This is a genomic window from Achromobacter sp. E1 (genome assembly GCF_037039475.1).
Taxonomy (GTDB): Bacteria; Pseudomonadota; Gammaproteobacteria; order Burkholderiales; family Burkholderiaceae_B; genus Achromobacter; species Achromobacter mucicolens.
Genome location: NZ_CP146253.1, coordinates 5,713,646 through 5,726,488, shown reverse-complemented (window position 1 = coordinate 5,726,488; position 12,843 = coordinate 5,713,646). Strand labels below are relative to the sequence as shown.

10 protein-coding genes are annotated in these 12,843 nt (G+C 62.5%); 8 read left to right on the top strand and 2 right to left on the bottom strand.

What is annotated here, in order from left to right; all coding sequences use genetic code 11:
• Window positions 1-81: 81 nt before the first annotated feature.
• From ahcY to V6V88_RS26380, 6 genes are all read left to right on the top strand, one after another.
• Window positions 82-1,500, top strand: a complete 1,419-nt coding sequence (gene ahcY, locus V6V88_RS26405) for an adenosylhomocysteinase (protein ID WP_056327303.1) — start codon at window positions 82-84, stop codon at window positions 1,498-1,500.
• A 123-nt stretch (window positions 1,501-1,623) separates the two neighbouring features.
• Window positions 1,624-1,959: a phage holin family protein gene (locus tag V6V88_RS26400; RefSeq protein ID WP_056327402.1), complete on the top strand. Its 336-nt coding sequence runs from the start codon at window positions 1,624-1,626 to the stop codon at window positions 1,957-1,959.
• Between the two features lie 128 nt (window positions 1,960-2,087).
• Window positions 2,088-2,930 carry a methylenetetrahydrofolate reductase [NAD(P)H] gene (gene metF, locus V6V88_RS26395; RefSeq protein WP_280003716.1) on the top strand — a complete coding sequence of 281 codons (843 nt, stop codon included), beginning with the start codon at window positions 2,088-2,090 and terminating at the stop codon, window positions 2,928-2,930.
• Window positions 2,931-3,190: 260 nt separating this feature from the next.
• On the top strand, window positions 3,191-4,105 hold the full coding sequence (locus V6V88_RS26390; protein ID WP_280003715.1) for a DUF4123 domain-containing protein: 915 nt from the start codon (window positions 3,191-3,193) through the stop codon (window positions 4,103-4,105).
• Window positions 4,106-4,119: 14 nt separating this feature from the next.
• The gene (locus V6V88_RS26385; protein WP_338617031.1) at window positions 4,120-6,960 is read left to right on the top strand and encodes a toxin VasX; all 2,841 of its coding nucleotides are present in this window, start codon (window positions 4,120-4,122) and stop codon (window positions 6,958-6,960) included.
• A complete protein-coding gene (locus V6V88_RS26380; RefSeq protein ID WP_223573583.1) occupies window positions 6,957-7,904 on the top strand; it encodes a DUF6708 domain-containing protein in 948 nt (315 codons plus the stop codon). The genes V6V88_RS26385 and V6V88_RS26380 overlap by 4 nt, the downstream gene beginning before the upstream one ends.
• A gap of 232 nt (window positions 7,905-8,136) precedes the next feature.
• On the opposite strand, the gene V6V88_RS26375 is transcribed toward V6V88_RS26380, so the two are convergent.
• Window positions 8,137-9,135, bottom strand: a complete 999-nt coding sequence (locus V6V88_RS26375) for a tripartite tricarboxylate transporter substrate-binding protein (protein WP_223573581.1) — start codon at window positions 9,133-9,135, stop codon at window positions 8,137-8,139.
• Between the two features lie 261 nt (window positions 9,136-9,396).
• Entirely contained in the window at window positions 9,397-10,470 is a 1,074-nt protein-coding gene (locus V6V88_RS26370; protein ID WP_338617029.1) for a LacI family DNA-binding transcriptional regulator, read from the bottom strand.
• Between the two features lie 264 nt (window positions 10,471-10,734).
• Here V6V88_RS26370 and V6V88_RS26365 point away from each other — a divergent pair, with 264 nt between their 5' ends.
• Together V6V88_RS26365 and V6V88_RS26360 are read left to right on the top strand one after the other, a co-directional pair.
• Window positions 10,735-11,826, top strand: a complete 1,092-nt coding sequence (locus V6V88_RS26365) for a Gfo/Idh/MocA family oxidoreductase (protein ID WP_223573579.1) — start codon at window positions 10,735-10,737, stop codon at window positions 11,824-11,826.
• Window positions 11,827-11,857: 31 nt separating this feature from the next.
• Complete coding sequence (locus tag V6V88_RS26360) at window positions 11,858-12,772, top strand: sugar phosphate isomerase/epimerase (RefSeq protein ID WP_338617027.1); 915 nt, start codon at window positions 11,858-11,860, stop codon at window positions 12,770-12,772.
• Window positions 12,773-12,843 lie beyond the last annotated feature (71 nt).

Here is a 12,843-nt window from a genome sequence, read left to right as displayed (position 1 = left end):
CGAGCACTCGACTGTCGTGGTGTATTCGCGTTGTCCGGCCATCTCGTGCGCCGTTCGGAATTTACGTGGAGCCTACACACCATGAACGCTGTGACTGATAAATCCTTTACCGACTACCTCGTCGCCGACATGTCGCTGGCCGGCTGGGGCCGCCGCGAACTCGCCATCGCCGAAACCGAAATGCCCGGCCTGATGGCCATCCGCGAGGAATTCGCCGCGTCGCAGCCGCTCAAGGGCGCGCGCATCGCCGGCAGCCTGCACATGACCATCCAGACCGGCGTGCTGATCGAAACGCTGGTGGCGCTGGGCGCCGAAGTGCGTTGGGCCTCGTGCAACATCTTCTCCACGCAGGACCACGCCGCCGCGGCCATCGCCGCGTCCGGCACGCCGGTCTTCGCCGTCAAGGGCGAGACGCTGGAAGAGTACTGGCAGTACACGCACAAGATCTTCGAATGGCCCAACGGCCAGAACGCCAACATGATCCTGGACGATGGCGGCGACGCCACGTTGATGCTGCACCTGGGCACCAAGGCCGAAAAGGACCTCTCCGTCCTGGCCAACCCGGGCAGCGATGAAGAGCGCATCCTGTTCGCCGCCATCAAGGAAACGCTCAAGCGCGATCCGAAGTGGTACTCGACCCGCCTGGCGCTGATCAAGGGCGTGACCGAAGAAACCACCACCGGCGTGCATCGCCTGTACCAGATGTCGCAGAAGGGCGAGCTGGCGTTTGCCGCCATCAACGTCAACGACTCGGTCACCAAGTCCAAGTTCGACAACCTGTACGGCTGCCGCGAATCGCTGGTCGACGGCATCAAGCGCGCCACCGACGTCATGGTCGCCGGCAAGATTGCGGTTGTGGCCGGTTACGGCGACGTGGGCAAGGGCTGCGCCCAGGCGCTGGTCGCGCTGCGCGCGCAAGTGTGGGTCACCGAAATCGACCCGATCTGCGCCCTGCAGGCCGCCATGGAAGGCTTCAAGGTCGTGACGATGGAAGAAGCCGCCGCCCACGGCGACATCTTTGTCACCGCCACCGGCAACTACCATGTGATCACGCGCGAACACATGAACGCCATGAAGGACCAGGCCATCGTCTGCAACATCGGCCACTTCGACAACGAAATCGACGTCGCTGCCCTGGCCGACTGCCAGTGGGAAGAAATCAAGCCCCAAGTCGACCACGTCATCTTCCCGGACGGCAAGCGCATCATCCTGCTGGCGCAGGGCCGTCTCGTGAACCTGGGCTGCGCCACCGGCCATCCCTCGTTCGTGATGTCGTCCTCGTTCGCCAACCAGACGATCGCCCAGATCGAACTGTTCACGCGCAACGAAGCCTACAAGTCCGGCGAAGTCTACGTGCTGCCCAAGCACCTGGACGAGAAGGTCGCCCGCCTGCACCTGAAGAAGCTGGGCGTCAAGCTCACGACGCTGCGCCAGGATCAGGCCGACTACATCAGTGTGCCGGTCGAGGGCCCCTACAAGCCCAATCACTACCGCTATTGATGGATGTAGCACAATAGGAAAATGCCGCGCCATGTCGGCGCGGATTTTCCGATCTGCGGGTCACGCCCGTCTTCGCCCGGCGTCGACGGGTCCGCGGAGCGTCAATACAGGAGTTCGAACATGGTGACACTGATACTCGTCTGGATCCTGAACGCGGTGGCCTTGCTGGCCGTTGCCTACCTGCTGCCCGGCATCACGGTGGCCAGTTTCGGTTCGGCGCTCATCGCCGCGCTGGTGCTGGGCCTGGTGAACATGCTGGTCAAGCCGGTCCTGGTGCTGCTGACGCTGCCCATCACGATCGTTACCCTCGGGCTTTTCCTCATCGTCATCAACGCCTTGCTGTTCTGGTTCGTGGGCTCCGTGCTCAAGGGATTCCAGGTCAACGGGTTCTGGTGGGCCGTGGGTGGCGCGATCCTGTACAGCATCATTTCCGGTCTCCTGACCAAGCTGATCCCGTAGAGGGCCCCCCCCGAGCGCTGCGCGCTTCCCCCAGGGGCGTGCCTGCGGACCGGCGGAGCCCGGATCCGCGGCACCCCGCGAAGGGGGCACCTGCTGAATGCGGCGCATGGCGCCATAAAAATACTGATATGTCCGAATCGATTTCTCCTGCTTTCAGTCTGGAATTCTTTCCTCCCCGCGACCTGGCCGGCCAGGAGCGGCTGGTGCGCGCGGCCAAGCAGATGCTGGCCATTCAGCCCAAGTACGTCAGCGTGACGTTCGGCGCGGGCGGCTCCACGCGCGCCGGCACCGCCGACGCCGTGCGCACGCTGCGCAACCTGGGTTGTGACGCCGCGCCGCACCTGTCGTGCGTGGGCGCCTCGCGCCAGGACCTGCGGGACATCCTGCAGGCCTACAAGCGCGAAGGCGTGCGGCGCGTGGTGGCTCTGCGCGGCGACCTGCCGTCGGGCATGGGCGGCGACGCGGGCGAGCTGCGCTACGCCAACGAGCTGGTGTCGTTCATCCGCGAGGAAACGGGCGACTGGTTCCACATCGAAGTGGCCGCCTATCCCGAAATGCACCCCCAGGCCGCCAATCCCTCGGCCGACCTGGATCATTTCGTGAGCAAGGTGAAGGCGGGCGCCGATGCCGCCATCACGCAGTACTTCTTCAATGCCGACGCCTATTTCGACTTCGTCGACCGGGCCCGCGCCAAGGGCGTGAACGTGCCGATCGTGCCGGGCATCATGCCCATCACGAACCACACGCAGCTGCTGCGGTTCTCGGAGATGTGCGGCGCGGAAGTCCCGCGCTGGATCCGCCTGCGCCTGGCCGAATTCGGCGACGACAAGGCTTCGATCCGCGCCTTTGGCGTGGACGTCGTGACCGAGCTGTGCCAGACGCTGCTGGACAACGGCGCGCCCGGCCTGCATTTCTACACGCTGAACCATTCCGAAGCGCCGCTGGCGATCTGGAAGGAACTGACGGTGTAAGCGGTCGGCGGCGCGGCGGCGGAAATGCCGCGGGCTGCCGTCGTGAGAGGCCGGCGTCTTCCCCGGTCTTAATAAGTTGGTCAGATCGATCCCCACGAAGCGTTACGCTGCGTGGGGATTTTTCTTTCTGGTAACTCAGACTCGCGCCTCAGCAGTTTCGAAGTATTCATATGTGCAAGGGCGCGGCTCCGCCTTAGATTGAACGACTTTTTGTTCAATCAACGAGTGAAACTCACATGGCGGGAGCGGCGACTGATTTGATGGCCGATGCGTCCAGATGGACGCGTCGGGTGGTAAGTACATTGCCATGTCCGGATTGGACCTCGCTGGAACACGGTATCCGCCCCTGGATTTTTCTGGACGGCGCCCGCAGCGACGCACTCGAAAGCGACGTTCTGCGAATCACAAGGGCATTCGAGCACCGGTGGGTGTGGCGCGACACGCCTCGGGAGTACCGCAACCCAGGCTATCGCCATGGTCCCCTGCTCGTGCCCCTCGACGAGGCCTTGTTCAATCACGCCATTGACCATTGGTTCCGTCAGCAAACCGGGATCATCCTGCTCGCCTCTGACGATCACGACACCCTGGTCGCCCATCTGCAACAGTTGCATCAACTGACGGGTTCAGACGGACTTCCGATCAGCTTCAGCCTTAACGGCGCGCGGGTGCTTGAAGAGTTCTGCGAAGGCTTGAACGCGCACGCCCTGGCCAGGCTGTTCGGCCCCATCCAACGCTTCATCTGGTATGCGGGCGACGAGCATCAGGGCGAATGGCTGGTTGCGGACTCTCCCTTCCCGGGGCAAGCCACAACCGCGCTGGACGAGCCCATCGCCTTGACGAAAGCCGATGAGATCTCACTCGACGAGGCCAGCCTCGCGTGGTTCATGCGTGACTGCGCGCGCAGTGTTCGCCAGCGAACGCCGGCCTACGACGATCCAAAGAATGAACCAGTCCTGTGGCGTTGCATCGACCTCTTCATGCACGAGGCGGGCGATCAACTCGCACTCATCTTGGAACGCGACGTTCGCCGCTACGTCGATCTGCGCTTTCGCTACCCGCAAGCGTTTTTCTCCACAGACAATGCGCTTCGCGAAATGCTGACCAGCCGGCACATTCCGGGAAAACAGCGGTTGGTGGACGCCGAAGCGCGGCTCTCGACCCTTGTGGCGCGGTAAAGGAGCCTCATCAGGTGGACGACAAAGCGGTGAACTACAAAAAGGCACTGGGCTCCATTCGCCCGAATGAAAAACGCCTGGGCAAGGCCATCTCCCCACCGCCCTGCGAACGCGGTGTGCCCCTGTATCCGCTGCGCTATGGCATTGCCGATCACGCGTGGGACAGGGAGGTGTTTCCCCGCCTTAACACCGAGGGCTATCCCGCACTCACGGCAGGCAAAGCGTACGGATTGCGCACCTTGCGTCCGGGCACCTACGTCTACCTCTTCCACTTCCAGAATGGGCGCATGTGGACGCAGCATTACCAAGTCACCGAAGACGTCCGATTCGCCCGTATCTGGTGGAGTGATGCGGACGACGACGATGCCACGCCGGGCCGGCTCAGCCGGCCCGATACGGTGGGCGCTCAGACGTATCTCTTCGCGCCGGACGCAAAGACTGCCGAAACCGTACACATCCTGGTGAGCGACACGCTGCTGTCTCACCGCACATTGTGGGCCATCGAGACCAATGACGGCGGCCTTCGCGATGCATTGAGCACACAGTGCAGGCCTGCGGGCAATGCGTATCAAGAACACATCTTCGACGCGACGCTGCTGGGCGAGGCCGCACCGGAACTCGTCTCGCCATCCGGACATGGCGCGCCCCGGCCGTTTGGATGGAGCGAAACCCAGTTCTCGGAAAAGGCGCCAAATCACCACAACATTCAAGCCAACATGTACCTCGCGTTGCTGCCACGCAAGGACTTCACGCCCCTGGTGGTTGCGTTGCAGGATCCGATCGGGATTGCCAGCGAGCTTCATTATCGGGTCACCCATTCCGTGACCCGCAAGACGGAATACGCTGGACGCAATGCGCACAAATTGCAGAGCGCAACGCTCATCCGCAATTACTTCGAGGCGATGAAGAAAGAGGCGGGTAGAAACCCAGACGTCGCCAACACGATCACGCGGCAGCAAAACTTGGTGAACTACAGCGGCGCCATGTCATTCCCCGGCGTCTACGCCAAGGAAATCGAAGCGTTTGACCGCACTATCGCAGCAGCGGTAGCGGATTCCGTTGCGTGGGTTCGCCTTATCGACGCCTCGCGGTTGCTGGGCAAGGCGCTGCGTTGCTTTGATCGCGGCGTGATCCACAACGCCCATGACTATGAGGACGCCGTTCTGCAGTGCATTGGCGGTCTGGTGCACGCGAAAGATGGCATACAGGTGTTGAATGACCTGATCAATCTTCCGGTCGAGAAAAGTCCCTTTTGGCTCGCGCTGGCCAATGGCAGTGAACTGCTTCTTGCTCGTCTGAAGGCCAGTTCCGGGGAGCTTGCCAAGAATCTTTTCAGCGTCTTGGACAGGTTTCTGGAAGAGCACAAGCTAACGGCAGCTTCCAACGCCCTCATTGGGCTGCTGCAGGCTGTGCCGGAATCCAAAGTGGCGGAGGCATTTGTGCCTCGTCTGCGGCACGTGATGGAGATCAGAGCCGGCATCACCATTGTGCGATATGACTTCGGAATTGCGGATTTGCAGCGTGCAGCTTACGAATTTCAAGGGTATCAAGCCCTAGGCGAAGAGAAATTTCGTGAGTGGAAGATGCCGCCCCCGAAGATCAATCCCGCAGACTCCGCAAGAAGGGCGTCAGTCTTTGACTGGGTGCAGGTTGATGACGCGACTTCCCGAACAACTGATCCGATCCGAGGCGATCGATCTGCACTCCCGGCACCACGTTCAATTCAGATGACGGGCAATCCGTTCATCAATATGTTGAACCGTGTGCGAGGGCCCCTAGGACATTTGTTTTCCGGTCTGGGTGGGCTCTTAGCTTTAAAAGGCTTGGCTAGTGCCTGGAAGAAACAGAAAGACAACAGCGCTCCGGTTGCCAACTATGTGGGTCTTTTCGGAGCCATGAGTACGGTCGTCGCTGCCAGCATAGAACTTGGCACATCTATGGTTTCCAGCACGACCACAGGACGTGCGAGCAAACTTGCCGAAAGGGGAATGAAAATCCTTTCAGCAAAATATGGGATGGCAGTTTTTGGAGCATTGGGATCCGGACTTGTGTCCGCATCTGACTCCATCAGATCGATCAGCGCTTTTAAAGACAGTAACCCTGTCCTGGGGGGAATGCTGATGGGTTCAGCGTTAGCAGGTGGCGTGCTGACCGCAGCCACGTGGGGAGGCGGCATGGCAGCAGCCGCGACTATCAGCAATGGCGGGGCAGCCGTTGCCGCCCTCGGGCTCACTCCGTTGGGCTGGACAATTGTCGCGGGCGTCGCAGTTATTTTCATTGTGGGGTTTGCATTCGGTGCCGACCTGGCCAAACACGGTCCGGTCGAAATCTGGCTTAAACACAGTGCGTGGGGGGTTCACGAACGTCATTATTCCAACCATGAAGAACTCGACGTTATCCACAGTTTGTACTACCGACCGCGTTTGACACCCGCCTGGAATAATGCGCCAGATCATTCAGTGGGCAACCTCCGGATCAGTTGCCAAATCCCTGGAATATGCGACATGCCGGCAGAAAGATTCCAGACAAAACTGGTCTTCTCCTTAAGCGGCATAAAGCTTTCTCCCGTGCATGGACCAATCATCCTCGCCCGCGGGTCGAGCGCGATCGACTACCGCCGAGAATGCCTCGTTACCTCATTAGGCAGCACTGGCAATGAGTGCGGCTGGGCGATTCAAATGCATAAGGACACAAAAGTAGAACTGCAATATCTCTACTTCCCCGACCCCGATGAACACCCTGATCTCATGCTGCGACAACCTGATGCGCCTGCGCCAATGGTATTCACTTCGAGTGGTTGGTTTCGTAACTCAATCGATCCGGCAAAACTCGAACCCATAGGTGCGCCGAGATGACCGGCACAATAAAGCGCCTCCCAAAGAGCTTTCGCTTTGGAGGCACACCTCTATCTGAAAGGGACGCCCTGTCTGCAAGTCCGGAACCGGATGGCGTACGAAGGGTCAACGCGAACTGCATTGAGCTCGATACCTATGCCAACTATGCACAACGCGGTGCCGCAGCATCAATCGGCATGTCCATAAACATCGCCATCGCAACATTTATCGTCGGCGTCCTTGCGGTTGGCCTCGAAAATATGACCCTGGAACGGACCATGATGATGATTGCCCTGTCGCCTGCTCTGACCGTCATGGCGTTTATCTTTTATCTCGCCAGCGGCGCCCACAGAAGTCGTGGCGCGTTCGTACGCATCCATCGAGGCACTCGTAAACTGTATTTCGTCTATCCAAGCCGGAAGCTCCTTCACGTTCTCGACTGGGACGAGCTCGAAGCGATGGCCGGCTACATCCCTATCGTCTCAGCAAGCGGCTATACCAGCCGACACCCGCTTTACCTGATCGGCGTCGACTATGCGATGGATCCGCCAACTGAAATCTGTGCGGCATGCGGCAACCTCGGCCTGTTGGACGGAGACCGATCAGCCAAGTCGCTGTGGTCTTATCTCCAAGCCTTTATGGCTCGTGGACCCGAAGGTTTGCCCCAGCCTGCGCCGTTACCCCCTCGACTTAGCCGCACACAAGAGACCCTTCAACCTTACCGAGACTGGTATGCCGGATTGCGCGGCAGACTCGTTCGGCCCTACGGCGTCTTGAAAGCGCCGATCACCATTCCGCTGTGGATCGGCTGGCTCTTGATCATTGTTTTCCCCGACAGCGTGGAGGCCTTCATTCAGTACAACGTGCCTTACGCTCGGTTTCCCAAGGAAATTGACCAGCTGTGCGGATTCGACGATATCCAGCCAGGGGCCATTGGCATCAGCGGCGACCGCATTCCCCCCTAGAGCAGGCTCAAGCGATGACGTCATAAGCCTGCGTCATCGTGAACCAGCGCGGGTCTACCGCCTAGAGCGAAGCCGTCCGAACGCCAACGTCCCTGGCTGCATCAAGTGTTTTTCGACAAGGCCACCGCTTTGGAGGCGTACCCCTTCATTCGGAGGCGTACCCCTTCATACGGGCGCTGCCGAGATGGCCTTGTTTTGTTCCGCCGCGGCGCCCAGGCGGGCGCCGCAGGCCTCAATCCGCGTACACGCCCGCCTTGCGAATCACTCCGCCCCACTTGTCGACTTCAGAGTTCAGCCACGTCTGCAGGCCCTCAGGCGTCTGCTTGGCCTCGGGCACGATTTCGGCGCCCAGCTCGGCCATCTTCTGTGTGAAAGCCGGGTCCTTCAGTGCGGCGCGCAGCGCGGCGTTGAACTTGTTGATGGCCTCGGGCGGCGTGCCCTTGGGGGCGTAGACACCGTGCCACACCTTGACCTCGAAACCCTTCAGGCCGCCTTCTTGCAGGGTGGGCGCGTCGGGCAGGGTCTTGATGCGTTCCTGGGTGGTGACGCCGTACAGCTTGACGCGTTCGGCCTTGATCTGCGGGATGGTCTGCGTGGTCTGGTCGCACAGCACGTCCACCTGGCCGCCCAGCAGCGCCGTCATGGCGGGCGCGGTGCCCGCGTAGGGCACGGTCGTGAACTGCACGCCCAGCGACTCCTGCAGCAGCATGCCGCACAGCTGCGACACGGCGCCCAGGCCCGCATTGGCCAGGTTGATCTTGTTGCCGTTTTCCTTGGCGTACTTGATGAAGTTGGCCATGCCGTCGGCCGGCAGATCCTTGCGGCCCAGCAGGGTCATGGGCACGTCGGCGACCTGGCCGACATAGGCGAAGTCGGTCAGCGGATTGAACGACAGCTTGCGATACAGCGCGGGCGCCGTGGCCATGCCGTTGTGGTGAATCAGGAAGGTGTAGCCGTCGGGCGCGGCGCGGGCCACGTGTTGCGAGGCCAGCGTGCCGCCCGCGCCGGTGCGGTTTTCGATGACGACGCTCTGGCCCAGCGTCTTGGCCATGGAGGCGCCCAGGCTGCGGGCCACGACGTCGGTGGGACCGCCCGCGGCAAACGGCACGACCAGTGAAATCGGGTGATTCGGGTAGGCTCCTTGCGCGCCGGCGTTGCCAACAGCCAGGCAGGACAGGGCCAGCACGGGCCAGGCTGCGCGTTTGATCGCGCGCGCGTATCGGTGGGACATGTCTCGCTCCTTGTAGTGTCTTTGGCCCGCGATGCTGCGCATGGCGGGCAGGCATCGGCAGTGTGGCGCGACAAGGGCGAGGTTGGGAATTCGCGGTTTCGCAAGCCGGGCTTCGGCGCGCGGAAAGGAGGGTTTACGTGGATTTGCCCGCAGAAGCGATAAGAAGCGTGCGTGTAGCGCCTCGGATGGGCAGGGTCTCACTTGGGGCCGGGCCGGTGCGAACTGCGCGCACGGGTTCCCGAATGCGCCCGCGCCGGGCCATCACGGCTCCGGGATGTTTTCCCGGAAGATCACCTGCAGCCGCGGCAGGTAGCTGGGTTCGGGCGCGCCCTTGACGGCCGCCACCAGCAGCTTGACGATCTCGCGCGCCTCGACGCGCGGGTTCTGGTCGATCACGGCGTCCATGGTGCGATCGAGCAGCAGGCGGCGCGTGGCCTCGGTAAGGTCGTGACCGACGAAGACGATGCGAGACGCAGAGGGCGCCGTGATCGGCCGGGCCGCGTCAGGCCGGGCCGCGTCAGGCCGGGCCGCGTCAGGCCGGGCCGCGTCAGGCCCCGCGTCGGCCGCCCATCCCTCAGCCGGCCGCGCCTCCTTCAGCGCCCGCGCGATGCCTTGATTGCCGGCGCCGATGTTGTAGATTGCGTGCGGCGGGTCCTTGCGCAGCAGATCCTGCGTGACGGCAAAGGCGCGGTCGCGGTCATCGCCGATCTCAAGAATGTGGGCGACGCGCAGGTGCGGAAACTCTTCGCTCAGCAGCGATCGAAAGCCCATCTCGCGTTCTTCGTGGCCGCGATAGGCCAATGACCCGACGAACACGGCGACCTTCCGTTCGGTGTGCTGCGGCAGAAACCGCCCCAGCAACAGCGCGGCCAGGCGGCCCGCGGCGCGGTTGTCGATGCCCACGTACCCCAGGCGCGCCGAGATCGGAATGTCCGACACCAGGGTGCTTACGTGCACGCCGCTGTCGCGCAACGCCATGATGGCGTCGCGCACCTGGGGATGGTCCAGTCCGACCAGGCCAACGGCCTGCGTCTGTTCGCGCAGCTCGTAGAGTTTCTTTGCAAGCTTGTTCGCATCGAACCCCTCGATCAGATGCAGGCGGGCCTGCACATCGGGGCGGGTGGCGGCTTCTTCGAGCAGGTGCCGGCCCAACGCGGTCATGAAGCTGTTGGTGCCGGCGGGCAAAACGAAATCGACCCGGACGTCCTGACTGGCGGCCTCGGCGCCCGGGACGAAGTAGCCCAGGCGATTGGCAATCGCCAGCACGCGGTCGCGGGTCTTGCCGCGCACGCCGTCGCGGTCGTTCAGTACCCGGTCCACGGTGGCGGTAGACATGCCGGCTTCGCGGGCAATGAGGGAAATGGTGGGGCGCATGCGGGATCGGGCTCTCAAGACACCATCAGGACGATGGCAGCGCGGCCATCATAAGCCATCATTTGCAATCATTCGAGATCAAAAAGGTAACGCCGCCGCCCTATGAGCGCCTACCGCCTTTACCCCTGATTGTTTTGATGTGAATATCGCGGCTCAATACATCAAACACCGCACGGCAGGGTGCCAGGCAGTCGACAGGGCACACCAGGCCGGCAGGAGGAGACCATGTCGCACCCTACCTTGGTGCCCGACCCGCCCGTCCGGGAACGGCGCTTTCGCATCGGCTGCATCGGCGCCGGCATGATCATGGCCGAATGCCATCTGGCCGCCTACCAGCAGGCCGGCTTCACGGTGGCGGCGATTGCGTCGCGTACCCGCAGCAAAGCGGCCGCAGTCGCCGAACGCTACGGCATCCCGCGTGTGCACGAGGATCCCCTGGCCCTGATCGCCGATCCGCAGATCGAGATCGTGGACATCGCGTATCCGCCCGACCTTCAGCCCGCGCTGATTCGCGCCGCATTGGCCGCCCCGCACGTGCGCGGCGTGCTGGCGCAAAAGCCCCTCGCCCTCTCGCTGGAGGAAGCCCGCGCCTTGCGCGACGAGGCGCGCGCCGCCGGCAAGATCCTGTCGGTCAACCAGAACATGCGCTACGACCAGTCGATGCGCACGCTCAAGCAGCTGCTCGACCAGGGCGTGCTGGGCACGCCGGTGTTCGCGCAGATCGACATGCACGCGATCCCGCACTGGCAGGATTTCTTGCGCGGCTATGACCGGCTGACGCTCTCGAACATGAGCGTTCATCACCTCGATGCCCTGCGCTACCTGTTTGGCGAGCCCACCGAGATCACCAGCATCACCCGCCCCGACCCGCGCACCGAGTTCGCGCATCGGGATGGGCTGGTCTGCACCACGCTGCGATTTGGCAACGGCCTGCTGGCGCTGTCGCTCGAAGACGTGTGGTCCGGCCCGCGGGCCGAGGGATACCCCGACGACCAGCACATCCGCTGGCGCGTGGAAGGCACCGAGGGGGTGGCGCGCGGCACCATTGGCTGGCCCACCGGCGAGCCGTCGACCCTGAGCTACGCCTCGCGCGCGGCCCAAGGCCATACCGACGGCCGATGGGTGACGCCCACGTGGGACACGATGTGGTTTCCGCATGCCTTCATTGGCGTGATGGAGCAGTTGCAGTACGCGCTGGCCAGCGGCACCGAGCCTGCGTTGAGCGTGACCGACAACGTACGCACGATGGCGCTGGTCGAGGCCGCGTATACGTCCATCGCCGAAGGCCGCACGGTACGGCTGCCGGCTGTTGAATAACCAGACAGAAAAACAGACGGAGACAACCATCATGATCCAGACCGGAATCTTCTCGGGCTACTTTCCTTATGAACTGGAGCGCACCGCCAAGGTGATCCGCTCGCACGGCTTCAACACCGTGCAGCTGGACTTGCATTTCAAGGACATGGAGCTCGGCCCGGGGCAGCTGACCGCGCAGAAATGCACGCAGATCCGCGACACGTTCCGCAACTATGACCTGCCGGTGTCCTGCATCTCGGCCTATACCAATATCGTTCATCCCGATCCCGCCGAGCGCCAGCGCCGTAACGGCTATCTCAAGGAGATACTCACGCACGCGCGCCCGCTGGGTTCGCCTTACGTGATCTCGGAAACGGGCACGTTCGACACCGAAAGCGACTGGGTGCATCACCCCAAGAACAAGACCGAGGAAGGCTGGGACCAGTGCCGCGCGGTTATTGCCGAGCTGTCGCAACATGCCTATGACCATGGCGCGGTGTTCCTGCTGGAGACCTACGTGAACAACGTGGTGGGATCGGTCGAGGAGACGCTGCGCATGTTTGCCGAGGTGGATCACCCGGGCCTGGGCCTCCTGATGGATCCGACCAACTACTTCGAAGCGCACAACATCGACCAGATGGACCGCACGCTCAATCAGGTGTTCGACGCGCTCTCGGACAAGATCTGCATCGCGCATGCCAAGGACGTGAAGCGTTCGGGCGATGACAAGTCCGAAAAGCACAGCGATATCGGTGACGAGGGCGCGGCGGAAAGCCATACGTTCCGGGGGGTCGGCGAGATCGAGCTGCCGGCGCCGGGCCTGGGCGCGCTCAATTACGACCTGTACTTGCAGCGCCTGGCAAAGAAGCACCCCAACATCCCCATCATCATCGAACACCTGACCGAAGACGACGTGCCGCGCGCCAAGCAATTCCTCGACGAGCGGCTGCGCGCGAACGGTCTGTAGGCCGGCGCCGCACGCAAGCCAGGCGCACCGCGAAGCCATCCTCGAACAAGGCCCGCGGCGCGCCGCTCGAA